This is a genomic window from Thermotoga caldifontis AZM44c09, assembly GCF_000828655.1.
Classification (GTDB): domain Bacteria; phylum Thermotogota; class Thermotogae; order Thermotogales; family DSM-5069; genus Pseudothermotoga_A; species Pseudothermotoga_A caldifontis.
In genome coordinates this window covers 268,680-292,281 of record NZ_AP014509.1, presented here as the reverse complement: position 1 = coordinate 292,281, position 23,602 = coordinate 268,680, and the positions used below count along the sequence as shown (strand labels likewise).

The 23,602-nt window shown below is 53.0% G+C and carries 22 protein-coding genes; 6 read left to right on the top strand and 16 right to left on the bottom strand.

The window, feature by feature from the left end; translation table 11 throughout:
• Positions 1-36: 36 nt before the first annotated feature.
• Together TSP01S_RS01445 and TSP01S_RS01440 are read left to right on the top strand one after the other, a co-directional pair.
• Entirely contained in the window at positions 37-237 is a 201-nt protein-coding gene (locus TSP01S_RS01445; protein ID WP_041075841.1) for a DUF5320 domain-containing protein, read from the top strand.
• Complete coding sequence (locus TSP01S_RS01440) at positions 234-599, top strand: PadR family transcriptional regulator (protein WP_041075839.1); 366 nt, start codon at positions 234-236, stop codon at positions 597-599. Before TSP01S_RS01445 ends, TSP01S_RS01440 begins: the two co-directional genes overlap by 4 nt.
• Here the strand turns inward: TSP01S_RS01440 and TSP01S_RS01435 are convergent.
• Genes TSP01S_RS01435 through TSP01S_RS01410 form a run of 6 tightly spaced genes read right to left on the bottom strand, consistent with a single transcriptional unit; the run spans position 576 to position 6,596 of the window.
• Complete coding sequence (locus TSP01S_RS01435) at positions 576-1,394, bottom strand: M55 family metallopeptidase (RefSeq protein ID WP_041075837.1); 819 nt, start codon at positions 1,392-1,394, stop codon at positions 576-578. The genes TSP01S_RS01440 and TSP01S_RS01435 overlap by 24 nt on opposite strands.
• On the bottom strand, positions 1,391-2,104 hold the full coding sequence (locus TSP01S_RS01430) for a gamma-glutamyl-gamma-aminobutyrate hydrolase family protein (RefSeq protein ID WP_041075835.1): 714 nt from the start codon (positions 2,102-2,104) through the stop codon (positions 1,391-1,393). The genes TSP01S_RS01435 and TSP01S_RS01430 overlap by 4 nt, the downstream gene beginning before the upstream one ends.
• 9 nt (positions 2,105-2,113) lie before the next feature.
• Positions 2,114-3,193 carry an ABC transporter ATP-binding protein gene (locus tag TSP01S_RS01425; protein WP_041075834.1) on the bottom strand — a complete coding sequence of 360 codons (1,080 nt, stop codon included), beginning with the start codon at positions 3,191-3,193 and terminating at the stop codon, positions 2,114-2,116.
• 6 nt (positions 3,194-3,199) lie between these two features.
• On the bottom strand, positions 3,200-4,075 hold the full coding sequence (locus TSP01S_RS01420; RefSeq protein WP_171816792.1) for a carbohydrate ABC transporter permease: 876 nt from the start codon (positions 4,073-4,075) through the stop codon (positions 3,200-3,202).
• Positions 4,075-5,019 (bottom strand): carbohydrate ABC transporter permease, encoded by a 945-nt coding sequence (locus TSP01S_RS01415; RefSeq protein WP_041075832.1) that lies wholly within the window; start codon positions 5,017-5,019, stop codon positions 4,075-4,077. Before TSP01S_RS01415 ends, TSP01S_RS01420 begins: the two co-directional genes overlap by 1 nt.
• On the bottom strand, positions 5,016-6,596 hold the full coding sequence (locus TSP01S_RS01410; RefSeq protein ID WP_041075829.1) for an ABC transporter substrate-binding protein: 1,581 nt from the start codon (positions 6,594-6,596) through the stop codon (positions 5,016-5,018). Before TSP01S_RS01410 ends, TSP01S_RS01415 begins: the two co-directional genes overlap by 4 nt.
• Positions 6,597-6,813: 217 nt before the next feature.
• Between TSP01S_RS01410 and TSP01S_RS01405 the strand changes: the two genes are divergently transcribed.
• Genes TSP01S_RS01405 through TSP01S_RS01390 form a run of 4 tightly spaced genes read left to right on the top strand, consistent with a single transcriptional unit; the run spans position 6,814 to position 11,391 of the window.
• Positions 6,814-7,683 carry a sugar phosphate isomerase/epimerase family protein gene (locus TSP01S_RS01405; RefSeq protein ID WP_041078296.1) on the top strand — a complete coding sequence of 290 codons (870 nt, stop codon included), beginning with the start codon at positions 6,814-6,816 and terminating at the stop codon, positions 7,681-7,683.
• The gene (locus TSP01S_RS01400; protein ID WP_041075827.1) at positions 7,676-8,998 is read left to right on the top strand and encodes a transglutaminase-like domain-containing protein; all 1,323 of its coding nucleotides are present in this window, start codon (positions 7,676-7,678) and stop codon (positions 8,996-8,998) included. The genes TSP01S_RS01405 and TSP01S_RS01400 overlap by 8 nt, the downstream gene beginning before the upstream one ends.
• A 3-nt stretch (positions 8,999-9,001) precedes the next feature.
• Entirely contained in the window at positions 9,002-10,039 is a 1,038-nt protein-coding gene (locus TSP01S_RS01395) for an L-Ala-D/L-Glu epimerase (RefSeq protein ID WP_041075825.1), read from the top strand.
• A 5-nt stretch (positions 10,040-10,044) separates the two neighbouring features.
• Positions 10,045-11,391: an Asp-tRNA(Asn)/Glu-tRNA(Gln) amidotransferase GatCAB subunit A gene (locus TSP01S_RS01390; RefSeq protein WP_041075823.1), complete on the top strand. Its 1,347-nt coding sequence runs from the start codon at positions 10,045-10,047 to the stop codon at positions 11,389-11,391.
• Between the two features lie 218 nt (positions 11,392-11,609).
• On the opposite strand, the gene TSP01S_RS01385 is transcribed toward TSP01S_RS01390, so the two are convergent.
• The 10 genes from TSP01S_RS01385 to TSP01S_RS01340 are packed head-to-tail and all read right to left on the bottom strand — an operon-like array spanning position 11,610 to position 23,599.
• Positions 11,610-12,245 (bottom strand): HEAT repeat domain-containing protein, encoded by a 636-nt coding sequence (locus TSP01S_RS01385; RefSeq protein ID WP_052463444.1) that lies wholly within the window; start codon positions 12,243-12,245, stop codon positions 11,610-11,612.
• Entirely contained in the window at positions 12,236-14,719 is a 2,484-nt protein-coding gene (locus tag TSP01S_RS01380) for an AAA family ATPase (RefSeq protein WP_041075821.1), read from the bottom strand. The genes TSP01S_RS01385 and TSP01S_RS01380 overlap by 10 nt, the downstream gene beginning before the upstream one ends.
• A gap of 52 nt (positions 14,720-14,771) precedes the next feature.
• The gene (locus TSP01S_RS01375; protein ID WP_041075819.1) at positions 14,772-15,881 is read right to left on the bottom strand and encodes a metallophosphoesterase family protein; all 1,110 of its coding nucleotides are present in this window, start codon (positions 15,879-15,881) and stop codon (positions 14,772-14,774) included.
• Complete coding sequence (gene panB / locus TSP01S_RS01370; RefSeq protein ID WP_041075817.1) at positions 15,882-16,682, bottom strand: 3-methyl-2-oxobutanoate hydroxymethyltransferase; 801 nt, start codon at positions 16,680-16,682, stop codon at positions 15,882-15,884.
• Positions 16,683-16,684: 2 nt separating this feature from the next.
• Positions 16,685-17,488 (bottom strand): Rossmann-like and DUF2520 domain-containing protein, encoded by an 804-nt coding sequence (locus tag TSP01S_RS01365; protein WP_052463443.1) that lies wholly within the window; start codon positions 17,486-17,488, stop codon positions 16,685-16,687.
• A 34-nt stretch (positions 17,489-17,522) separates the two neighbouring features.
• Positions 17,523-18,140: a redox-sensing transcriptional repressor Rex gene (locus TSP01S_RS01360; RefSeq protein ID WP_041078292.1), complete on the bottom strand. Its 618-nt coding sequence runs from the start codon at positions 18,138-18,140 to the stop codon at positions 17,523-17,525.
• A complete protein-coding gene (locus TSP01S_RS01355) occupies positions 18,118-20,088 on the bottom strand; it encodes a [Fe-Fe] hydrogenase large subunit C-terminal domain-containing protein (protein ID WP_041075815.1) in 1,971 nt (656 codons plus the stop codon). The genes TSP01S_RS01360 and TSP01S_RS01355 overlap by 23 nt, the downstream gene beginning before the upstream one ends.
• 14 nt (positions 20,089-20,102) lie before the next feature.
• Entirely contained in the window at positions 20,103-21,980 is a 1,878-nt protein-coding gene (locus TSP01S_RS01350; RefSeq protein ID WP_041075813.1) for an NADH-ubiquinone oxidoreductase-F iron-sulfur binding region domain-containing protein, read from the bottom strand.
• Positions 21,961-22,446 (bottom strand): NADH-quinone oxidoreductase subunit NuoE, encoded by a 486-nt coding sequence (gene nuoE / locus TSP01S_RS01345; RefSeq protein WP_041075811.1) that lies wholly within the window; start codon positions 22,444-22,446, stop codon positions 21,961-21,963. The genes TSP01S_RS01350 and nuoE overlap by 20 nt, the downstream gene beginning before the upstream one ends.
• Before the next feature lie 13 nt (positions 22,447-22,459).
• On the bottom strand, positions 22,460-23,599 hold the full coding sequence (locus TSP01S_RS01340) for a SpoIIE family protein phosphatase (RefSeq protein WP_041075809.1): 1,140 nt from the start codon (positions 23,597-23,599) through the stop codon (positions 22,460-22,462).
• Positions 23,600-23,602: the final 3 nt, after the last annotated feature.

Sequence of the window (23,602 nt, the reverse complement as noted above, 5' to 3'; positions counted from 1 at the left end):
GCTTGTGATATATAATATCCGTGGGAGGTGACAAGAATGTACGGCCCATACGGGTTGGGATTGAGGCACAGGCATGGCTGGCGTTGGCATGGACATGGCTTTGGCTGGATGTTCTGTCCGTGGCACAGACATCGCAAAGAATCTTTGCGCGAGTACAGAAAGTGGCTCGAGGAAGAGATAAAATATGTAGATGAAGCGCTGAAAGAGAGCGAAACGTCCAAGGAAGAATCGAGATGAGACGCGGTTGTGGGAGAGGTCACGGGGGCCATCTTCTGGAGGCCCTCGTGCTGTTGTTCATCGCGGATCAACCATCCCATGGTTACGAGATCGCCAAGAAATTGAGCGAGCTCGGTATCGAGTTCGATGGTGTTGGCCCCATGGGAAACCTCTACAGATTGCTGATGCGGCTCGAGGCCGAGGGGCTGGTTCAATCCGAGTGGGACTTCTCCGAAGCGGGTCCCGCCAGGAGAAGATACACGATCACGGAAGCTGGAAAACGATGGCTTTCGCTTCTGGCCGAAAGGTTGGAGTTTCAAAAAAAGTTTCTGGAAGAGTTTTTCAAAAGGTATACGGAACTATTTGACCAGCGAAGACAGTGAAAGACAAACCCTGAGCAATCTGTACGCTTCGAGGTAGCTCTGCGCTGTGAAACGCACCGTCCTGGCGTCGAGCCGTTCCACGTTTGGAAGCAGAGACGCGGCCTCTGCGAAGGCCGAATTGTAGAAGGTGAGCTTGATCTCAACGGGTTCCTTTTCAACCGTAGGTTTGAACCTGTCCAGTTTGCTCAGTGCCTCTTCGACACCTGCTCTGAGCTTTTCTTTCACAACTTCGAACGGATAGATCTTCGCTGCATACCTTCCCACAGCTTCTTTGACAACTACACCAACGAAATCGTTCAGCTCTTGCTTCGCGCACTCTACGGTGAGCTGGTCCCCACTCACCAGAACCACAGGAACGTTGAAGCAACCCGCGATCCTGGCGTTCAAACCGGCTTCGCTCATCTTCTTTCCGTTGACCTCCACCGAGAATACCCTTCCGGTGTACGTGTGATCCATGATCGCTGGCGCACTACCCGCCCTCGCATGGTAACCGATGAAAAACACGGCATCGAAACTTGCGTCTATGCCCTCCATCATGCTCATGGGTTTCGGACTACCGCTGATCAGGACCGCTTTCGGGTGAAGTTCCTCGATCAGGATGTTGTCCATCGTGTTGTGTGAATCGTTCACAACCACTTCTTTCGCACCACACTGGATGGCGGCTTCCACGACCGCGTTGATCTCGCGCGTCATGAGCTTTCTGAACCTCTCGTACTCTCTGTTTTCAGGCGACACGTGTCCCAACCCCACGACCCCTGAGATGCCTTCCATATCGGCAGAGATGTAAATCTTCATCCTCTTTTCCCCCTTTTCGCGCACTCTTCCACGAAGCGCCTGAACAGTTCGAAATGTTCCCTGTAACGGTTGAACATCCTTTCAGGGTGCCACTGAACCCCGAGGACGAACCTGTCGTCGTTCGACTCCACCGCCTCGATGACGCCATCGCTGGCGCGTGCGGTGATCCTCAGCACCGGTGCGACATCCTTCACGGCCTGGTGGTGGAAGCTGTTCACCGGCAGAATTTCCGTTCTCACGATGGAGAACAGAATGCTGTCTTTCTCGATGAAGACTCTGTGTGTTGGGGCGTGAGCTGGGGCATCCTGCTGGTGTTTCAGCACGTTGCCCAGCTGCGTCTTTATGTCCTGATAGAGCGTGCCGCCGAGCGCGACGTTGATCAGCTGAACGCCCCTGCAGATACCGAAGATCGGTTTGTTCTTCTCGTAGAAGATCCTGCAGAGAGATATCTCCAGCTCGTCCCTGTCTGGCGTTATCTGTCCGAGGCTCGGCAGAGGCTCCTCGTTGTAGTGTTTCGGATCGATATCGACACCACCGGAGAAAAGAATGCCGTCCAGCAGTTCGCTCAGCTGAGAAAGGCTTTCGGGCGTTTGCAGAGTTGGTACGAGGATGGGCAAACCACCGGCTTCCTCGATCGCCCGAAAATAGCTCGTATTCAACCTGATCGATTCCTCATCCATAGAGCAGGTGATACCTACGATCGGCCGCACGGTTCTATATTAACTCAAATTGAGCGCTTCGTGGGTATCGAAATCGAAGAGCATCAAATCTTTCAACTCGACGCACAGATGAAGTTTTTGACCGATGTGGAACTTTTCTTCGGAAGGTCTGAGAACCTTCACCATCGTCTGCCCGATCGAGACCGTCACGATCTGTTCCCTACCCATGGATTCCACTTCGTAAATCTGAACCTCAACGCAGAGGGTGTTCGGTATCGCACGCTCGAGCAGAAGCGCCTTTTCCGGTCTGAAACCGACGATGAGTTTCTTGCCTGAAAATTTCTCCAGCAAAATTGCCGGCGCTTCGATCGGTCTGCCTTCCATCAGGAACGTCTTGCCATCGTGCCCAACCTTCAAAAGGTTCGCGGGTGGATTTCCAACGAAACTTGCGACGAAGGTGTGCTTCGGACTGTAATAGATCTCGTCGGGGGTGCCAACCTGGACGAGCTTGCCGTTGTTTATCACCGCGATCCTGTCTGCAATGGCCAGAGCTTCCGCCTGATCGTGCGTCACGTAAACAGACGTGATGTTCAGATCCTTTTGTAGCCTTTTCAATTCCGTTCTCACACTGATCCTCAACAGAGCGTCGAGGTTACTCAAAGGCTCGTCGAAGAGCAAAATTCGAGGTTGCTTCACCAGTGCCCTCGCTATCGCCACACGCTGTTGCTGACCCCCACTCAGTTGCCAGGGGTATCTGTCGAGCAGCGAATCGATCCTCAGCATGCTGGCGACTTGAAGGACCCTTTCCTGGATCGTTTTTCTGTCGAGCTTTTTCAGGGTCAAAGGAAAGGCTATGTTCTCAAAAACCTTCATGTGTGGATAGAGCGCCCAGTTTTGAAACACCAGTCCCACGTTTCTTTCCTTCGGTGGCAGGTTTGTGACGTCCTCATCGTTGAACAGAATGCGACCCGAGGTGGGCTTGTAGATACCCGCGATCAGATACATCAACGTGGTTTTACCGCTGCCCGAAGGACCGAGCAGCACGACGAACTCTCCTTCCTCTATTTGAAGGTTCACCCCATCGAGCGCGGTCACCTTACCGAACTTCTTGGTGATGTTTTCGAGCACGATGCGTGCCAAAGCCCTTCACCTCCTGATACCGCCAGCGTAGACCTTGAACAGCAGCCGTTGAGAACTTATGTAGAAAAAGATCGTCGGTAAGAGGTAGAGCGTTGCCGCGGCGGCCAGCAGCGGCATGTACGCCATCTCGGCTTCCAGGTTGGATTCGATGAAAGTCGCGAGCGTCTTGTCTATGAGAAAGGTTCTCACGTAGATGATGTCCTGCCAGCCGGCGAGGAATCCGAAGATCAGTATGGCCACCACGCCGGGTTTTATGAGAGGCATCATGATCTTCGCCCAGGTCTTGAACCTCGATGCTCCATCGACGAGGGCGGACCATTCGATCTCCCAGGGTAGCAGATCGAAGAAGCCCTTCATGAGCCATACCGACAACGGAACTTCGAGCGCGGCGCGTGCCACTATCACGTAGAAGAAGGAAAAGTATCTCAACGCGTTGAGATTCGTCGGCATCCAGAGCCTGTAAAGAAAGTAAACACCCACGATGAGGATGGAACCAGGCAGCGCGTGCAACATGAGCATGGTCAGCAGAATGAATCTTCTACCTGCGAACTTCATTCTGGAGATGGCGTAACCAGAAAGTGTCCCTACTGTGGTTGTGACGGACGCCACACCGAGCGCCACGATGGCCGTGTTCAGCAAATAAAGGAACACGTTTTCCCTCAATCCGCCCGTGATAGCGATCCTGCCCTGGAAGAGTAATTTCCAGTTCCTCATCGTGAAAGTGACCTTCGAGAAATCGAAGTTCGTCACCATTTGGTTCGCAAAGCTCGAAAGGATGAGCATGAAGAAGGCCATCAGAACGGGTACAGACAGGGCTATCAGAACGGTCGAGTAAAGGATCTGCCTGCCCTTGCTTCTGACTTCCACGTCGGTCAGACTCATCAGATATCACCACGCGGTTCCACCATGAGTTTTCCAAACCCAAGGATCCTCAGCGTCATCAAACCGAGCAGTCCCCCGACCAGCACGAGCAGAGTACCCGCCGCAGCTGCCAGTCCCTGGTCGAACACACCCGTGAAAGCGAGATCGTACACGTAGAGTGCCCAGGGTGTTCCGTAAGATTTGTTCACCAGCCTCCAGCTCACCAGAAGGTAGGTGTGTGCGTAGGAGGTGAGCAGGCTCAAAAGTTGCCAGGTCGTGACGTACATGATGTGCCATTTTATCTGAGGTATCAGAACTTTCCTGCAGATCTGCCAGTCTGTAGCCCCATCCACCCTCGCGGCGATGACGAACTCACCTGGGATGCTTTTGATCGCCGACGAGAGCACGATCATCCCGAAGCTCACACCCACCAGACCGTTGACGAACACGATCACGCTCCAGGGACCGTACGGAACGAATTCCTGACCCCAGGCGATGGGCCGATCGATCAGACCGAGCTTCAGAAAGATCGAATTCAACGTTCCAACACGGCTGCCGTGGAAGAAGTAGTACCAAACCAGTCCGTACACAGCGATGGGTGACATTCTCGGCAGAAGCCATACGGTACTCGCTACAAAATTCGTTTTCTTATCCACGAAGAAGGTGAGCAAGGCGAGTATCAGACCTCCAAGCACGTTCACAGTCAGCGTGCAGAGAACGAAAACCGCCGTAGTGAGGAAGACGGCCCTCACCGAAGGATCGTTCGTGATCGCGTGGAACAGTTTCTGGTAATTGTAAAGACCCACTAATCTCGTCGCGTAACGCTGTATGTTCCAGTTTCTCAGCGGTGTGAAGCTGGTGTAGACCGTCAGGATCAGCGGGACAACGTAGAACAGCAGGACAACGATGAGAGCTGGGGCCAGGAAGGCCCACAGCTCCCACTTTCTCGAAAACTTTCCCTTCATTTTCCGCCGAATCTCCAATCCTTTGGAATATCGTTGATGATCTTCACACCGGCTTTGAGATCGAGATCGGCGTTGATTTTTCCGATCGCGTAATCGATCGCTTTAGCAGGATCCATCTGACCTCTGAGCACGTAGTCAACCACTTCGGCGAAGATCGCGGCGAGCTTCGCGTACATCGGGTGTACGGGCGGGAAGTTGGTGTGCTCGAGCATGTACGAAACCTTCGAGAGGAACGCGGCGTTGATCGGATTGACTGTCGCCTTGACGATGCCTGCGATTTTTTCCTTCACGCCCGGATCCAGATCGACCTCGAGGTTGTAGAGTTTATCGAGCCATTCTTTGCTGGCGAGAAGCTCGGCCGAAGGCTTTCCAACCGGCAGATGTGCACTTATGATACTGTGTATGGCGTTTATATCTGGATCCGAAGCCTTCGCAACGATCAGGAACGCGAGCTCATCGTAGACGGATTTCAGGGCGCTGTACTTCGGGTTCTGTGCTCCAGCCTTCGAACTGACCATCCACATGAAGGGCTGGCTCAACGTCACAGGTTTCTTTCCAGGTTCTCCAGCCGGGAACAACGTGTAGTAGAACCACTGTTCGACTTCTTCAGGTTTCAGGCCCCTCATCTGCCCAGTCTTTGGATCGGTGTAATAGTCCTTGGTTTGCCACTCGGTCCAGTACCAGGTGCCGCCGATGTCGAAGAGCGTCTTTCCATCGACGATCGCGGGATGCACCTGTTTGGCCCAGTCCCAGGCCATCATGTCGGAAGGCAACAATTTTTCGCGTGCGAAGGTCCATTCGATCGTCAACCACTTGTATATGGCTTCTTTGTCGAACACGAGTTTTCCGTCGACCGGATCGTAGAGTTTGCTACCGAAGGCGAGGATGAACTGCATCAGATCAGGATGCGCAGTACCCCTTCTGTGTATCAAACCCCATTCGGAAGCTCCAGTTTGAACAGCTTTCTTCGCCCATTCGTAGACATCGAACCAGGTGAACTCACCTTTCAAGACCTTCTCGTCGAGACCCTGCAGATCGAGTCCAACCTTCGCCGCGATGTCCTTTCTGATGTAGAACGGCCTGGCTTCTGTGTCCTGCGGCAAACCATAGATTTTTCCCTTGTACTTGGCCACCTCGATGTGCGATGCGAAGAAATTGTTCAGAATTTCTGTGTGTTTTTCAAGATAAGGTGTCAAATCGAGCAGGTACCCTTCCTCGGCGAGCGGAGCTATGTAGACGTACGAGTTCACCAGGAAGTCTCCCGCGGTTCCGAGCGGCTGCTTGCTCAGGAATTCCTGATACATCTGTGTGAAGTCCAACTCGTAGCGGGTCTCTCTGATCATGACCTTCACGTTGATACCGTTTTTGGCCCAGATTTCGTTGATGCGCCTCGCAGCCTCGACGATACCCAGAACCCTCAGCACGCTGTTCGGATCTCCAGAACCCCAGACCGCGTAACGTACCTCGTTGATGCCGTTCTTCTCGAGCGCACGACCCACCTGAACGATGCTGTCCTCGATGCCTGCGAAGAGTAAAACCGTCACGCAGAACAGTGCGACCAGAAGCCACCTTCTCACACGCAACCCCCCTTCAGGAGTAGAATGGGTATGAAAGATGAAACCAGATTTGAGAACCTTAAGAATTTCTTGATCTGAGCAAAGATTCAGCCACCAGCACCATCGGAGTGCTCTCTGTGTCCAGAAAAGGGCTATAATAACTATAGCAAAAGTTACAAAAGGTGTCAATGTGTTACGAAGAGTTTCGAAAAATTGCGAAAAACTGTGGGTGGCAACTTTGGTCAAAGGTTTTGGCATAAACATCGACACAAGACGTTTATCCGGTTCTTACGAGGTTCTCAGAGCGGAACTTGAGAAATTTCAGCGTTTTGGGTTCGATTACGCAGAGATACCCCCTGCGGGTCTCGATGTGATCCTCGATGGCAAGATAATTTCAAAGCGACTAAACCCCATCCAGCAGATCCTCAAAAGCTTCGATCTGAAGTTCACAGTCCACGGTCCCGATCCGGTGAATCTCTCGTCGGGCAGAGAAGAAGATTTTTCGATCCTGTCGGCCACAATAGATTTTGCTTCCTCCGTCGGTGCAGAAAGCGTGGTTTACCACTGTGGCTGGTTCGATGAAGATGGCGAGAGAAAGAAGAGAGAGATAGAAAATCTCAAAAAACTCTGTGACAAGCTCGAGAAAGTGTGTGTGTCTCTCGTTGTGGAGAACACGAAGCAAACGATCGAGCAGACACTCGAGATCGTTCAGGCCGTGAACCATCCGAACGTGAGACTCTTGATCGACGTGGGACATCTGTTCTTGAAGCTGAGAGGGAACGAGAAGGAATTTCTGAGACAGATCTCCCTTGGACTTCCTCACGCCTTCGAGCTCCACGTGCACGACAACTTCGGCAGACCTGAGGAAGACTACGAACCCTCGGTCGCTTCATCACCGTTCGCTTACCTCTACGGAGTGGGGGACCTGCATCTGCCCATAGGTTGTGGAAGAATACCTTTCGAAGAACTCTTCGAGCTGGTCCGCGAGAAATTCGATGGCATCGTCGTGCTCGAAATAAACGACCTGAACCGGTTCGAAAAGGATATTCCTGAGAGCCTGGAAAAGCTGAGAAACCTGTCGGCCGCTGGGGGTGTTCGACATGCTTGAGTTCCTCATGTGCGGTTTGCCTGAGAACGTTCGGCGTGCAGAGCAGATGGGTGATTGGGAAAACGCCATAAGTCTGATCGACAGGTGGCTGAGGGACACGCGCATCAGCGAGGTGCAGAGGCAACGTCTCGAATACGAAAGGTTCAGGATCAGGAGGTTGCTCGCGGCGCATCCGTACGATGAAGCGGAGGCACTGGAAAAGGCGCGGGAAATGATTCGGGATTTCGATTACGATGAGTTTTACAGGCTCATAGACGAAGGTTGCGTCGATTTCATCCTCGTCAACAAGAAAAGGAGATTCTTCGAAAGGTTCGTTCAGAACATCGCCTTCGCCCGGCCGGAGTACAAGTCCAGGATGCTGACCGATCCCGAAGAGGAAAAGAACAGACAGTTGATCGAGGAGAGGATAAAGGCGCTCGCCCACGGTTCGGCCCCGAAGACTTACAGGGTACGAATAAAGTTGAAGGCGACGCTGGATTCGCCAGAGGACTATTTCAGAGTCTGGCTGCCCTTTCCAAAGGAAGGCTTTCAGATCGAAGATGTGAAGCTCCTGTACATGAGCGAAGAGAACTACTTTCTGGCCGACAACGATGTTCCTCAAAGGACCATCTTCTTCGAAGGCACGAGCAGAGAGTACATCGTCGAGTTCGAATACACTGTCCGCGAATGGATCAACAGGGTCGATCCTTCAGCGGTTCAGGAGTGCGACGTGGACGATTTTCTTGGGGAAGAACCTCCCCACATAGTCTTCACACCTTACATCAGATACCTGGCTCTCAAGATCGTCGGTGGCGAAAAGAACCCTTATTTGAAGGCCAAGCGCATTTACGACTGGATCACGAGCAGGGTGAGATACTGCTACGTCAAACCCTACGCAACTTACGAGAACATATCACAGTACGTGGCTGAAAACCTCAAGGGTGATTGCGGTTTTCAAGCTCTGCTGTTCATAACGATGTGCAGGATCGTGAATGTTCCTGCGAGGTGGCAATCTGGCTGGTACGTCACGCCGTACTTCGTCTCACCGCACGATTGGGCGCTGTTCTACGTCAAACCTTACGGCTGGCTTCCGGCCGATCCTTCCTTCGGTGGCGCGAGGAGGTACGATGAGAAGCTGCGCAGCTTCTATTTTGGAAATCTGGACGGCTTCAGGATGGTCGCGAACGATGATTTCATGAAACAGTTCACACCGGAACCGAAGTTCTACAGGGAAGACCCCACGGACAACCAGCTCGGCGAAGCCGAAACGCACAGCAAGAAGATCGGTCTGGAAACTCACATCAGCGTGGTGCGGTTCGAAGGCTGGGAGGTCTGAACGATGGGAAAGATAAAGGATGTTCGGCTGACGTTGAAAAAGTACGTTTATCACAAACCCTTCCACATCACAGGAAGCGTATCTTCTGAGGCGAGCAACGTCGAAGTTGAACTGTTTCTGGACAGCGGTGCTGTGGGAAAGGGTGAGGCGTCCCCATCCTTCAGGGTCAACGGTGAAAGGGTCGAAATGCTTTTGGCGATGGAGAACTTTTTGAAAGAGAGTCTGGTGGGTCTCGATGTGCGCAACTACGCGAAGATCTTCGAAATCACCGACAGACTTCTGGCAACTCCGAGTCTGAAAGCCGCCGTACAGTTCGCCGCGCTCGATGCCCTCTGCGAGGAACTGAACGTATCCGTGGCGGAGTTTCTTGGAGGGGCGAAGGAGGAGATCGAGACCGACAAGACTGTGGGCATAGACACCCTGGAAAACAGGGTGAAAGACGCCGAAAAGATTTTCAAAGAAGGTTTCAGAACGATCAAGATCAAGGTGGGTGAAAACCTCAAAGAAGACATCGAAGCGATGCTCGAGATCGCAAAGGTGGCTAAGGGGGCGAAGTTCATAGTCGATGCGAACATGGGTTACACACCGAAGCAGGCGATCGAGTTCGCGAACGTCGTGTACCGCAGCGGTGTGGACATAGCCGTCTACGAGCAGCCCGTGGTCTGGTACGACGTTGAGGGTCTCAGGTTCGTCAGGTTCCACTCTCCGTTCCCGGTGGCGGCGGACGAATCTGCAAAACGAAAGTACGACGTGCTGAGACTGATGAAGGAAGAGGCGGTGGATTACATCAACATAAAGCTCATGAAGAGTGGACTGAGCGATGCCATGGCTATAGTGGAACTCGCGAAAGCTTCCAATTTGAAGCTGATGATCGGTTGCATGGCTGAATCGAGCCTCGGGATCAACCAGAGCGTCCAGTTCGCGCTCGGTACGGGTGCGTTCGACTTTCACGATCTGGACAGCCACCTGTTGCTCAACGAACCTTCGTTCAGGGGAAAGTTCGTTCAGGAAGGTCCAAAGATGAAGTTGAGTCGGGGGTGATCGAGATGAAAATAAAGGATCTGGTCGGACTCTACGCTCAGAGAAAGTTCAGACCGAAAGAGTTCGTCGAGGAGTGTTTCAAAAAGATAGAGGCGCAGAAACACCTGGGAGCTTTCATAAGTCTCGACTACGAAGGTGCCATGAAAACGGCAAAATTTCTGGAAAACTCGTTCAAGAACAGAGAAGACCTTCCCCCACTCTACGGAGTACCCATCGCCGTTAAGGACCTGATCGACGTTGCCAGTCTGAAGACCACGGCGGGAAGCTTGTTCTTCAAAGACAACGTTGCGAAAGAAGACGCGTTCGTGGTGCAGCAGCTCAAGAAGGCCGGTGCCATAATCGTTGGAAAGACGAACCTCCACGAGATCGCGCTCGGTGTGACGAACAACAACCCGCACTTCGGTCCGTGCAGAAACCCGCACGATCCGAGCAGGATCTCCGGTGGTTCTTCCGGTGGATCTGCGGTTGCCGTCGCCACGGACATGGTCGTGGCGGCCCTCGGAACGGACACCGGCGGTTCGATACGCATTCCCGCGGCGCTGTGCGGAGTTGTTGGGTTGAAACCCACCTACGGAAGGGTGAGCGTGAGGGGTGTTCTGCCGCTGTCGTGGCACCTGGACCACGTGGGACCTTTAGCCAGCTGCGTCGAGGATGCCTGGACCGTGCTGAAGGTGATCTGCAGGTACGATGAGAGAGATCCCTTCTCGCTGAGAGCACCCATCAGAGAACCAGATTTTGAAAGGTTTCCTGAGGGAATAAAGGTTCTGAAGCCTGTGGGTGAATTCATTTCCAAAGCCGATGAGAGAATTCTGAAAATCGTCGACGAGGCGGCCCGCGTGCTGGAAAAGCTCGGAGCCGTCGTGGAAGAGAGACCCCTCGAATGGTTGAAAGATGCCGCGGCGGCCAACGGTTTGATCACGCAGGCGGAGGCGGCGGCATTCCACAGAGAAAGGTTGAGGGAGCATCCAGAGCTGTTCGGAGAAGACGTCAGACAGAGATTGATGGAGGGGGCCTCCGTGAGTGGAACGGATTACGCGCTGGCGAGGAGAGTTCAAACGATCGTGAAGCACAGCTTCAGAGAATTGTTCAAAGAATACGACCTTTTGATCCTTCCGACGGTGCCCATCGTCGCTCCTCCGATTCAAGGAGAGGGTGCGGTCGAAATGGCCAGAAGGCTCACACGTTTCACCGCCGAGTTCAACATCTCCGGCCTGCCCGCGCTGAATTTGCCGTTCGGTCGTGTTGATGGTTTACCAGCTGGAGTGCAGTTCGTCACGAAGTGGTGGAGGGAGGACTTGCTGGTCCAGGTCGCCCACGCAGTCGAAAAGCTTGTGAATTTCACACGATCCTGATCGGATGGATTGAGTGATTTCGTCTCCGCGAGTTGAACATCATCGTCGCACGATCGTTACTCTGTTGCAAAATACCTCTCCGTATCTACATAGTGGAGAGCGCTCTCAAGGCCGGCCTGAGGGTTCGAACCTGGAAGGTGAGACCGTAACGGGCCATAGGTCTACCCCGTCGGTCCTCGCGAGCTCGGCTCAATCAATATTTTTTAAGGATTGTTGTGTCACCGCGTGAAGTTCTTCACCTGCGAAACCAGATCCTCACTCGCCACTTTCTCGAAGTGTTCCCAGAGCCCGGGATCTTTCATGGTCACCATGGCGATGGCCTGGACGATGTCTTTCCTTATGTCTTCCGTGAACCGTTCATCTTCGTACGCCTTCGCGAGCACTTCCACCGTTCGGAACGTTGGAACGTGAGACAGCGCCATGATCACCTGGGTTGCGAGTTCCTCTCTGTACTCGTCTTCGAGCAGATAGTAAGAGAGCACGTCGAGTATCCTCTCACCGTCTCCGAGTTTGCACATCGCTTCGTATATGACGAGCTGAGCAGTTTCATCGTCGTACCTGCACAACAGGTTCATCAAATCCTTCTTTATACTCGCTTCACCCAGGTCTGAGAGAATGTCCACAAGATAGAGCAGTACCACGTCGTTCTGCTGACCTGCCTTCAAATGTTCTCTGTACTTCTGCAACAGAATCGGTCGCGCCGAATCACCGAATCTGTAAATGATCTGCAGAACGATCTCTCTAACCTTCTCGTCCTCGTCCGTGAGCAGGTTTATCAGGTTGGGAATGGCTTCGACACCCTTTTCCGTCATTATCCTCTCAACCAGTTTTTCGACATCGTCGTTCATATCCATCGCAGCTTACCACCCTTCTCGACCAGGAGTTTCCGCTCGAAGTACTCGGCGAACTGCGGTTCATGCGTGACGAAACCTATCACTTTGTTGAGTTTCTCGAGCCTCTTCAGGGCGTCTGCAACCTTGGTCTTGTTGTCACTGTCAAGACTCGAAAAACCTTCATCTATGAAGAACGCTTCCATCTCACCCGTTGCCTCTTCAGCGATGCTCATCGCGAGTGCGATCGAAACGAGAGTTTTCTCTCCCCCCGAAAGCCCGCTCGCATCCCTCTTCACTCCCTCGTCCCTCACCACGAAACCGTCCTCATCGATCGAGAGTGAGAACCTTCCGTCGGTCAGAAAATCCAGCAACTGGTTCGTGCGTTCCACGATGTTTCTCAGCACGAGGTCCGCAACGTAGGATTGAAATTCCCGTGCGGCGAGCGTGTCCTTCACTAAGGACAACACGGTGGACAGTTTACGGGCCTGCTCGAACTTCTCTTCCAGCTCTTTCAGCTGAGCCTGCAGGAGTTTCCTCCTTTCTATGGACTGTTCGACGATGGCTTTCTTCTTGATCTTCTCGTCCCTTTCACCCTTCAACCTTTGCAATTCCTGCCGCAGCGATTCTGCCATCTTCTGGCACTCTTCCTTGCTCGTCTTCAGAGATCTTTTGAACTGTTCTATCTGAACCTTCAGCTGTTCTATCTCGGCTTCGATCTTCGAAAATCTCTCCTGAGCGCTGAATTTTGGCAGTTCCTTCGCGACGTACTTTTTGAAGGTCTCAAAGTCCATGTTGATGTCTTCGAGCGCCCGGAAGAATGCTTTTTCGATTCTCTGTTTTTTCTCCAGTGCCACGTCTCTCTCTTTCATCTGGTTCTCGAGTTCCTCGTCGAGTTCCTTCAACCTGCTGTGGAGTTGCTGCTTCGTGCCGTCGAGCTTCGAAAGTTGTGAGGCCAAGACGGACTTTCTCTCCAGCAATTTCTGAAGTTCAGCGGAGAATTCTCTGAGTTTCTTTTTGAGTTGCGGTGAGTAACCCATCTGCAAGAGTTCCTGGACGATCCGTCCTTCTTCTGTCGAGATCGCTTCGAGTTCTTTTTCAAGTGATTTGACCTCTCCTTCGAGTTTTTCTGCGACCTCCGAGAGGTTCTGTAGCTCAGCGAAAAGCTGAGCCTTTTTTTCTTTGGTCTCGTCGATCGAATCTTTCAGCTTCTTGTAGCCTTCAAGGTCGTATTCGAGTTCCTCCACCTTCCTCTTGCTGTAGATGCCCCCACAGACGGGGCATCTGTCTCCATCGTTCAGCTGCTGTGCTATCTGGTCCGCCATCCAGACGATCGCCGAAGGCTTCATCTTTTCGAACTGTTCGATCAGCGAATCCAGCTTTCGTTCGAGCTCGGTGTGTTCTTTCTTTTTCTCTTCGATTCTTTTCCTCACCTTCTCGAGTTCCTGTTTCTTGCTCGACAGTTGCTGTTCGAACATCATTTTGCGATCTTTCAAGCTGGACACGCTCTGCACCAGTGGTTCGCTCTGCTCGTCTATCTTCGAAAGTTTCTCGATGTGTGTTTGAACTTTCTGAACCGTACCCTCACATTCGTACAGTTCGAGTCTGGTCTTTTCGATCTCCTGTTCCAACCTCTGTGTTTCCTGCTGGATCTTCGTTCGGCTCGCCCTGAGCCTTTCAAGGGCATTCTCGACTCTGTTGAGAGATTCACAGGCGTGGAGCAGTTCCCGATAGGGCAATTCCAGCGATCTGGCGGTGGATATCTTCTTTTCCTCTTCGATCGATCTGAGCAGGTTCTGTCTTTCTTCGAGCTTGGCCTGAAGCATCCTTTCGAAGCTTTCCATCTGCCGGTGTATCTGAAGCTCCTGCTCTATCTCCCTCAGCCTTTCTTCCTTCAGTGTCAGCTCTTTCTCCAGAACTTTGATCTCTCTCTCCAGCGTCTCGAGGGGAGTCTCTCTGATGTGAGACTCGATCTTTTCTATCTCGTTGTTCAGATCGTTGATCCTCCGCAGGAGTTCGTCCCTTTCGTGCTGGGCATCCTTGAACGCGTCGCTGACTTTTTCGACGATCTTTGTGAGTTTCTTCTTTTCGAACAGAACGTCGAAGACCACCTCGTTGATCCTCGAACGCGTGGCGGTGAGCAGGCTCGCGACCATACCCTGCGGTAACAGGAAGGTGCTTATGAAGCTCTCGTAACTCGTTTCCATGGCTTCTTTGAGTTTTTCGTCCACCAGGCTACGCTGTGAGGCCACGATCTTGTCGTTGACGGTGAGGAGCGCTTCGCTCACCCTGTCTCTCATCCTGATGCGTCTGATCACCTCGTACTTTTTCCCTTTCCTCAGGAAAGAAAACTTCACCGTACACTGATCGGCTCCGGATCGAACGTAATCGAAGGGGCTCCTCTTTCCGTAACGAACACCGACTCCGTAGAGTGAGAAAACGATCGCCTCGAGCAGGGAAGACTTCCCCGCCCCGTTCTGTCCGACGATCAGGAACACGCCATCTTTGAAGTCGAGCTCACAGCTTTCTATACCAAGAAAGTTCTCGATCTCAATCCTGAGTGGCCTCAGCTTGCTCGACCTCCTTCAATATTTCTTCCACGATCTTCACCATTTCATCTTCGAAATCTGGATACTTCTGTTTGACGTAGTCCCTGTACATCTCTATCAAAGTCTTTCTCTCAGACGGTGCGCTGATCGATTCCTGTTGCCCCCACACCGTTTCGAATTCGACCTTCACGACGGATTCGTACCGTTCCAGCAGATGCTTCCTGACCTCGTTCGAAGGGGAACATTTGAACAGTATGCGTGCATAGCCAGAGAAGTTTTCCAGATCGGACTCTATCCTGTTCAGGTTCGAAAGGCTGTAGTCTTCGTACTCGAAGGTCTTCAGGGTTGCGTGCGGCGTCCTCACCGCTTTAACGATGGTTCTTTGAGATATTTCAACGAGCAACGCGCCTTTTATATCTTTCTCCTCACCGAAATCGAGAGCGATGGGCGAACCACAGTACCATCCGACAGGTTGCTGCGAGATCTGCATCTGATTGTGCACGTGCCCGAGCGCCACGTAATCGAAATCCGTGGGAAAGCTGTTCGATTTGAGCTGGTACTGAATGTTGTTCTCCCTCTCGGATTCGAAGCAACCTTCCAGCATGGCGTGCGCAACGAGAACGTTGGCCTTGTCTGGTTTGACGTACCTTTTGAAATCGGCAAGATAGGAATCCAGAAAATCCCTCATCGCGGCGATGGGATCTCTCGTTGTCCCCAGAAGCCTCTGATAGTCCACGTACGGTAAAAAGAACAGAACGGCTTCTTGAAGCTCAACCGTGTCCGGCCTTTCCACGATGTACAAGTTCTTCAAATTGAAAGTCTTCCAGTGGTTCAGCCCCTGCCAGTCGTGGTTGCCGAAGACCACGAAGGTGGGCGCGATCGAGGCGAACTTCGCTACGGTTTCGCTCAGAACGTTCAGAGCTTCGATCCTCAGATTGACCCTGTTGTGCAGCGCATCCCCTGCGACGATCACGAGGTCGACCTTCTCTTTTTCCGCAAGGTCGACGAGAAAGTGAATCGCCCGTTCGGTCTCTTCGAGCCTGTCGATGGCTTTGGAACCGATCCAGGATTGCAGTCCAAGGTGCCAGTCTGACGTGTGGAGGATCTTCATTCAGCTTCCCCCCAGTTTGAACACGTTCCCTTCCGCGGGGAACGTTCTATTTCTCACTTCTTCGGCGTACTGAGAGATCGCTTTCAGCGAGATCTCATGCAGATTCGCGTAGCGTTTTGCGAACCTCGGCTGGAAGGCCGGGTTCAACCCGAGCACGTCGTGCAGCACGAGCACCTGTCCATCGCAGTATCTGCCCGAACCGATACCGATCGTTGGTACGCTCACGCTCTCGGTGATCTGTTTCGCCACCTCCTCCACGACCATCTCGAGAACGATGGCGAACACCCCGGCCGCCTCGAGTGCCTTCGCATCTTCGAGCAATTTCTTCGCGGTTTTTTCGTCTTTACCCTGCACCCTGTAACCGCCAAAAACGTTCACAGATTGCGGTGTGAGGCCCAGATGCCCCATCACGGGGATACCACTTTCGACCATCCTCTTTATGAGGGGTGCGAAAACAGCACCTCCTTCGAGCTTCACCGCGTTCGCACCGCCTTCTTTCAAAAACCTTCCCGCGTTCCTGATCGCCTCGTCTGAAGAGCATTGATAAGAGAGAAAAGGCATATCACCGATTATGAACGCGTCCGGGGCACCCCTCCTGACGGCCTGCGTGTGCCTGATCATGTCGTCCATGGTGGCGGGCAGTGTATCGGAAAAACCAAGAACGTTGTTCGCGAGAGAATCTCCAACCAGTATTGCGTCGACACCGGCTTCGTGCGCGATGCGGGCGAACGGGGCATCGTAGGCGGTGATCACCACTATGGGTTGCTTGCCTTTCAAAGACATGAATTTCTGAACGTTCATGCTCACAGGTTTCCCTCCCTTATCCTCACGAGGAGCTCGACCATCTGATCGTAGAGCTGGGCGAACTCTGGGAACGTCTCCTTGAACAGTCTTCCTTCTTCCTGAACCACTTCCCAATCTTTCCTCGCAACGGGTCCTGTCAAAGAACCGGCCACACCTTTCATTCTGATGTTCTCTGCCACACTGTTCATGAGAACGCTGATCAGCTCGCGTGAATCTTTGATACCACTCTTTGCGTACATCTTCTCGGCGAGTGCCGCGAGTCCCACCGCGAAGTTCGAACAAAGAACCGCCGCGAGATGGTACATGGCCTTTCCATCCTCAGACAGAAGAACGTACCTGCTTGGTATATCCTCAACCAATTTTATCGCCTTTTTCAATCCCTCTTCGTCTCCCTCAACGCCGAAGATGCAGTCTGGAAGTTTGCTGTAAGCGACCGATGGATCAGCGAAAGAAAGGTTCGGATGCATCGACGCCCTGTGGAAGTCAAGAATTTCGGCATCTTTGAAGATCTTTGAGGAATGAAAGCCACTGAAGTGTATCAGACAAGCTCCAGGTTGGATCTTTTTCTTGATCGTCTCGTAAACTTGAAGGATGGCCGAATCCGGCACGGCGAAGAAGACCACATCGAGGAGCCTTTCGACTTCTTCATAAACGGTCGGGATACCCGTGCCCAGTTCTTCGACGAAGCGCTGGGCTTTCTCTCTAAAGCGCGATACGACGAAGCGGACTCTGTGGGATCTTTCGATGAGCCTTCGACAGATGGCGAGTGCCACCTTGCTCGTACCCAGAACGTTCAGTTCCACACACGTCCACCCAGTTAAGTTTTAACACGCGCAATCAACTTTTGCTACGTCTCAGATTGAGCAGATGTTTCAGCGTGAGCAGGCTCTGGGTGATGTCTTCGTTCACCACGACCACGTCCTCGGGTACCTCGAGCTGGACCGGGGCGAAGTTCCAGATGCCTTTGATACCGCACGCGACGAGCAGGTTCGCGACCTCCTGTGCGGATTCTTCGGGAACGCAGATCACACCGATCTCAACGTTGAACCTCTTCACGACGCGTTTCAGATCCTTCAGTGGCAGAACGACCAGGTCAGACACGAACTGGCCTACCTTCTGCGGATCGTTGTCGAAGATCGCAACGATCTCGATGCCATACCTCGCGAAGCCTCGATAGTTGGCGAGGGCGGAGCCGAGCCGGCCCGCCCCCACTATCACAACCGCGGTCTCTCTTTTGACCGCGAACAGTTCGTCCAGTTCTTTCTTCAGCTCCTCGACTCTGTAACCGAGCTTCGGTTTTCCCGTCGTCCTGAGATAGCTCAGATCCTTCCTGACTTGCTCAGGCTGGAGTTTCAGCATTCTGGCCATCGTTTCAGAGGAGATGTACTCCTCCTTCACGTCGAGGAGCAGTCTGTGGTACAGCTTCAATCTTTCAAACGTTGGTCTGGGAAGCATCACGAATTCTTTCCTTGAGCTGTCTTTCAATTTCTCTTTCCACCTTTTCGAGGTCTGCCTCACTCACGAGTTTATCATTCACGAGCACGTTGGGTGAACGATCGCAATGTTCCAGGCAGAACGTACCCATTATCTCGACGCTGGAATAGTCTTTGCGTTTCGCGAGCTCGATCAGTTGTGAGAGTAGCCTGTACGAGCCTTTGAGGTAGCAGGAAGTTCCGAGGCAGACTTTGACTGTGACTTTCTCGCCGTTCTCGGCAGGGAGCACCTCGACATCTTCATGTACGATGCGCTTCCTGGGCCTGTAACTCGTGTGGATCAGTTCGTGCAGTGATTCGACCTCTTCGTACAGTTTTCTCATGTGGTAGTTCTCGGACGGCGAGATCAGACTCTTCACTGAGACGAGCTCTTTCAACTGTTTCGCCCTGCTCTGTCTCGCCTGCGTGTCGTTCGGATAGGGCTGACCTCCCCCACCGACACAGCCGAAGTTGCACGCCATGACCTCGACTGCGTCCACGTCGAGCCTACCTTCGAGAATGTCGTTGACGATCCTCCTCGCCCTCGATAGGCCGAAGACTATCAAGCCTTTGATGGTCCTTCCATCCTTCGTCTTCACTTCGGCGAGCCTTATTCCCTTTTCGAGCTCGAGAATCTCCTGCCTTTCGACACCTGTTTCGTCGTTGATGACACTGATCACGCTCGAAAGGACCCCTCCGCTCTTTCCAAAATCGAGTCCACCCTGTGAGGAGACACCGTAGGGACGATCGAACGGCTGCGGTTCGAGCTTGCTCAGATCGATTCGGCTCGCTTTGATGAGCTGTGCCAGTTCTCTACTCGTCAACACCAGATCGACGATGCCCTTGTGTTCTTCTCGCTCGGCTTCGAACTTCTTCGCTGTGCACGGCATGAACGACACCAGATAGATCCTGTCTGGATCGAGGTTCATCTTCTTTGCGTAGATCTTCTTCACGATGGTTCCAAGAGCTTGCTGTGGAGATTTCACGCTGGACAGGTTGTTCGTGAGCGTTGGGTAGAACTGTTCCACGTACTTGACCCACGCGGGACAGCACGAGGTGAAGAGCGGGAGTTTCTCGTTCCGTTCGATGCGTTCCAGGAGCTCGTGTGCCTCTTCGAAGGCCACGAGGTCGGCACCGAAGGCCACATCGAAGACCTTCGTGAATCCCACCAGCTTGAGAAAGCTCACCAAACGCTCCGCGATGAACGGATCTTTATCGATTTTGAATTCTTCCGCTATGGCCACCCTCACGGCGGGCGCGATCATGCCGATGACGGTCTTTCCGCTCGACAGCGCTTCGTAAAGTTTTTCCGTATCGTTCCTCACGTACAGTGCGCCCGTGGGACAGACGGAAACGCACTGACCGCAGTAGACGCACTCGGTGTCAGAGAGGTTCGCTTCGAAGGCCGTTGTGACGCGCGATTCTATGCCGCGGTACGCGAAATCTATCGCACCGACGGACTGCACTTCCTCGCACATCCTCACGCAGTCTCCACACAGAATGCACCTGCTCGAGTCCCTCACGATGGGACCGGAGGCGTCAACGTGCTGGAATTTTCGCAGTTCTTCAAAACGCACCTTTCTGATCCCGAAGTCTTCCGCGTACTTTTGCAGCTTGCAGCTGCCGTTTCGTTCACACACGGTGCAATCTCTGTTGTGGCTGGCGAGTATGAGCTCGAGAATACCTTTTCTCAACTGCTGGATCTCTGGTGTGTTCGTTTTGATATGCATGCCCTCTCTCGGCTTCGTCGTGCAGGAGGTGACGAGCTGACCATCGACCTCCACAAGGCACATCCTGCACGCGCCGTAGCTGGAAGTTTCTGACAGGTAGCACAGATTCGGTATCTCGATTCCGACGTTCCTGAGCGCCTCGAGCAGGTTTTCCGCGTTCGAATCTATCTCAACCGGCCTGTTGTCCACGTAAACCGTCATTCTGATCACCTCCGTCACGCGACCTTGATGGCTTTGAATCTGCACTTCTCAACGCACAGTCCGCACTTCACGCACTTTTCAGGGTCTATCGCGTAAGGTTTTCCCCTCTCGCCACTTATGGCGCCGTTCGGACAGGAGCGCGCGCACAGGCCGCAACCTTTGCACAGTTTTTCATCGATCACGTATTTCTTGAAAGCGGTGCACGAGCCGCTCGGACAGATCCCGCGCAGGTGTGCTTCGTATTCGGACCTGAACCATCTGAGGGTGCTCAGTATGGGGTTGGGTGCGGTTTTGCCCAATCCACACAGTGAGGCTGTCTTGATGAGTTTTGCGAGGAACTCCAGATTCTTCAGATCTTCCTCGCTCGCCTTCGCGTTGACGAACTTTTCGAGGATTCTGTAAGCCTGGGCGGTGCCTTCACGGCACGGCACACACTTGCCGCAGGATTCTCTCTTGGTGAAGTCCAAAAAGAACCTCGCGACTTCAACCATGCAGGTTTTCTCACTTATCACCACGATGCCACCGGAACCGACCATCGCGTCGACGGACTTGAGCGTGTCGTAGTCGAGCGGCATGTCCAGATGTTCCACGGACAGACATGCCCCGGAAGGACCTCCTATCTGAACCGCCTTGATCTTTTCGTTGTTCGAAAGGCCACCACAGATGTCGAATATGATCTGTCTCAGCGTCGTTCCGAACTGCACCTCAACGATGCCGGTCATCTTCACGGGACCTGTGACGGAGAACATCTTCGTACCGGGAGAGCCTGGCGTTCCAAGCCTTCTGTACTTTTCAACGCCGTCCCTGATGATTCTCGGAACGTTCGCGTAAGTCTCCACGTTGTTGATCAGCGTGGGATATCCCCACAGACCTGCCTGCGCGGGGTACGGTGGTCTTGGTCTCGGCATACCGCGCTTTCCTTCGATCGATGCGAGCAGGGCGGTTTCTTCACCGCAGACGAAAGCCCCCGCACCTTCCTTTATCTCGAGATCGAAAGAGAAGCCCGTCCCGAGGATGTTCTCGCCCAGCAGGCCGAGCTTTCTTGCATCTTCGATGGCCTTCTGGAACATCTGAATGGCTATGGGGTATTCCGCGCGCACGTACGCGTACCCTTTCTGTGCCCCCACAGCGTAGGCCGCGATGATCATGCCTTCCAAGACCAGGTGTGGATCTCTTTCGAGCAGTGTTCTGTTCATGAAAGCGCCCGGATCGCCCTCGTCACCGTTGCACACGACGAACTTCACGTCAGATTTACTCTTTCTCGTTGCCTCCCACTTGAGCCCCGTTGGGAAGCCCCCACCGCCTCTGCCTCTCAGCCCGGACGCTTTGATCGTCTCGATCACTTCTTCTGGTTTCATGCTCGAAAGGACCTTCAGTAAAGAAGAGTACCCTCCCCTGCCCATGTAGTCCTCTATGCTGTCGCACTCGCTCTTGCCTATGTCTTCCATGATGTAGAAGTTCTGCCTTTTGTAAAGCTTGGTATCCTGGAGCGATTTGACACGCTGGTTCGTTTCGAAATCGATCAGAAGCAATTCTTCGACGATTTCTCCCCTCTTCAGGGTGCGTTCCACGATCTTTTCGACGTCGTCAACACCGACGTGTGCGTAGAAATAGCCGTAAGGTTGAACGACCACGAGGGGACCTGAAGAACACCGGCCACAACATCCAGTTTTTCTCAGAATTCCGTCGTGCTCATCGTCCACTTTGAAGACGTTCACGTTGAGCTTTTCGCGCTCGAGCACTTCCTGAAATTTCCTGTAGACCTTCTGTGCCCCTTTCGCGCTACAGCCAGTACCAACGCAGATGTAGACTGAAAGATTGCGAAGCTTTGCGTTTCTTATCTCTCTCTGCTTCTCTATGAACTCGTAAGCTTCAGTTAGATTTCTGAGCATCGCCATCACCCCTTAGGCTTCGAAGGATTTCTTTCACCTTTTCCGGCGTGAGGTTGCCGTAGACCTCATCGTTTATCACCATCGCGGGTGCGAGCGCACACGCTCCGAGACATCCAACACAGTCCAGACTGAACTTGAGATCTTTCGTGACCTCACCCGGTTTGATGCCTATCTCTTCCTCGATCGCCTTGATCAGACTCGTAGAACCTTCCATATGGCAGGCTGTTCCATCGCAGATCAGGATCGTGTATTCTCCCTTGGGCTTCAGCGAGAACTGGGCGTAGAAGGTGGCCACACCGTACACTTTGGCTGGTGGTAGTTGCAACGCGACGGCGACGTAATGGATCACGTCTTTCGAAAGGTAACGGTGAAGCTTCTGAACTTCCAGTAGGATCTTGACAAGGTTCTCTCTTCTGTAGTTGTACTTCCTCAAGATCTGTTCAACCGCTTCGTATGTTCTTTCCAAAGCCTTCACCTCCTCAGCAGTACTCCACGTTCACGATCTTTCCGCGCTCTCTCAGAATGCGTGCGATGTCATGAACGAGCCTGAACTTGAGCGAAACATCGTGGCTGAACAGGGGATTCTGATGCGCCGGGTTGATGGCTCTACCCACGACGAAGTTGATCTCGTCGGCTTCGAGCAAGAGATTCAAAAGCATCTGCGGAGCGAGGCTGAGCGTGTTCTGCTGGCCTTCGAGGTATCTGAATATGTGGGTGAGCGTGACGATGCCTTCGGTGACGAGCTCAAAACCTTCGAGCTTTCCCACAGGCGGAGAATCGAAAGAGATCGTGTCGAGCTCGATCTGCACCTTCTTGCCGAGAACGCGCTCGAAGATCTGTGCCGTGGTGCCACCGCAGATGACCTTCTTTCCAGGCATGCTCAGAAAGCGTTTGACCATCGATTCGTCCTTGCTCTTGTCCTCTGGAGGCCCCACGAAGATGTTGAGCACGTGCAAGGGCCTGAAGTATGCGACCATTGCGAGAGCATCGTCGCCCCTCGTTTCTCTGTCCAGATGTTGCGCGAGTTTCACGAGGTGGTTCACGATATCGGTGGGCAAAAGTTTGTATTTCAGAAGCGACTGGATCTCTCTCAAGATGTTCTTCACGCCGAAACCGAGTGGGAACTCGGTGGTGCCCATTCCTGCCTGAGAAACTCCGTCGGTCATCACGAAGAGCAGGTCGTTCTCTTTCGGTGTGATCCTGCTCAGCAGGATCCTTCTTCCCTCTATGGTTCGTTCCTCTTTTTCGAGTTCGATCGGCTGTCCATCTCTCAGATAGAGGACCACGGGGAATTCGTACTCCACCACGGTGCATTTGTTGGCCTTCGCATCGTACACCATGCAGCAGAAGTTCGCGTAACTTATACCCCTGACTTTGCAGATGGGCAACGTTTTCAGTATCGACGTGACCACCTCGTCGAGCGGAACACCGTGGAAGAGCATCGTGGCAGCCATCTTTGCCGTGAGCGTCGAGAGTATGCTCGCTTTGATGCCACTGCCAAGACCGTCCGAGACGGCGGCGACGACCCTTTCGGAACTCTTCTTCACACATATAGAATCTCCGCAGATTTCTTCACCAGATTTGTTCTTCTTCGCATGATCTATCTGGCACGTGAGCATGCC

Excerpts from the sequence above, each read along its gene's own strand:
- TSP01S_RS01445 (WP_041075841.1), top strand. The coding sequence starts at position 37 with ATGTACGGCCCATACGGGTTGGGATTGAGGCACAGGCATGGCTGGCGT.
- TSP01S_RS01440 (WP_041075839.1), top strand. The coding sequence starts at position 234 with ATGAGACGCGGTTGTGGGAGAGGTCACGGGGGCCATCTTCTGGAGGCC.
- TSP01S_RS01435 (WP_041075837.1), bottom strand. The coding sequence starts at position 1,394 with ATGAAGATTTACATCTCTGCCGATATGGAAGGCATCTCAGGGGTCGTG.
- TSP01S_RS01420 (WP_171816792.1), bottom strand. The coding sequence starts at position 4,075 with ATGAGTCTGACCGACGTGGAAGTCAGAAGCAAGGGCAGGCAGATCCTT.
- TSP01S_RS01415 (WP_041075832.1), bottom strand. The coding sequence starts at position 5,019 with ATGAAGGGAAAGTTTTCGAGAAAGTGGGAGCTGTGGGCCTTCCTGGCC.
- TSP01S_RS01400 (WP_041075827.1), top strand. The coding sequence starts at position 7,676 with ATGCTTGAGTTCCTCATGTGCGGTTTGCCTGAGAACGTTCGGCGTGCA.
- TSP01S_RS01395 (WP_041075825.1), top strand. The coding sequence starts at position 9,002 with ATGGGAAAGATAAAGGATGTTCGGCTGACGTTGAAAAAGTACGTTTAT.
- TSP01S_RS01390 (WP_041075823.1), top strand. The coding sequence starts at position 10,045 with ATGAAAATAAAGGATCTGGTCGGACTCTACGCTCAGAGAAAGTTCAGA.
- TSP01S_RS01385 (WP_052463444.1), bottom strand. The coding sequence starts at position 12,245 with ATGGATATGAACGACGATGTCGAAAAACTGGTTGAGAGGATAATGACG.
- TSP01S_RS01375 (WP_041075819.1), bottom strand. The coding sequence starts at position 15,881 with ATGAAGATCCTCCACACGTCAGACTGGCACCTTGGACTGCAATCCTGG.
- panB (WP_041075817.1), bottom strand. The coding sequence starts at position 16,682 with ATGAACGTTCAGAAATTCATGTCTTTGAAAGGCAAGCAACCCATAGTG.
- TSP01S_RS01360 (WP_041078292.1), bottom strand. The coding sequence starts at position 18,140 with ATGCTTCCCAGACCAACGTTTGAAAGATTGAAGCTGTACCACAGACTG.
- TSP01S_RS01355 (WP_041075815.1), bottom strand. The coding sequence starts at position 20,088 with ATGACGGTTTACGTGGACAACAGGCCGGTTGAGATAGATTCGAACGCG.
- TSP01S_RS01350 (WP_041075813.1), bottom strand. The coding sequence starts at position 21,980 with ATGCTCAGAAATCTAACTGAAGCTTACGAGTTCATAGAGAAGCAGAGA.
- TSP01S_RS01340 (WP_041075809.1), bottom strand. The coding sequence starts at position 23,599 with ATGCTCACGTGCCAGATAGATCATGCGAAGAAGAACAAATCTGGTGAA.